General features: G+C 52.2%; 1 rRNA gene. It reads right to left on the bottom strand.

Annotated elements, in window-relative coordinates:
• Positions 1-255: ribosomal RNA gene (locus AC6EMZ_RS23395) — 23S ribosomal RNA — on the bottom strand; the annotation flags it as partial.

The following is a 255-nucleotide window of genomic DNA, read 5'->3' as shown; positions in this document are numbered from 1 at the left end:
GCTTATGCCATTGCACTAACCTCCTGATGTCCGACCAGGATTAGCTAACCTTCGTGCTCCTCCGTTACTCTTTAGGAGGAGACCGCCCCAGTCAAACTACCCACCAGACACTGTCCGCAACCCGGATTACGGGTCTACGTTAGAACACCAGCCATTAAAGGGTGGTATTTCAAGGTTGGCTCCACAAGAACTGGCGTCCTCGCTTCAAAGCCTCCCACCTATCCTACACATCAAGGACCAGTGTTCAGTGTCAAG

Source organism: Enterobacter sp. SCRI0065, from assembly GCF_059766475.1.
The sequence above is the reverse complement of the archived record's forward strand: the minus strand, read 5'-3'. Positions and strand labels throughout refer to the sequence as shown.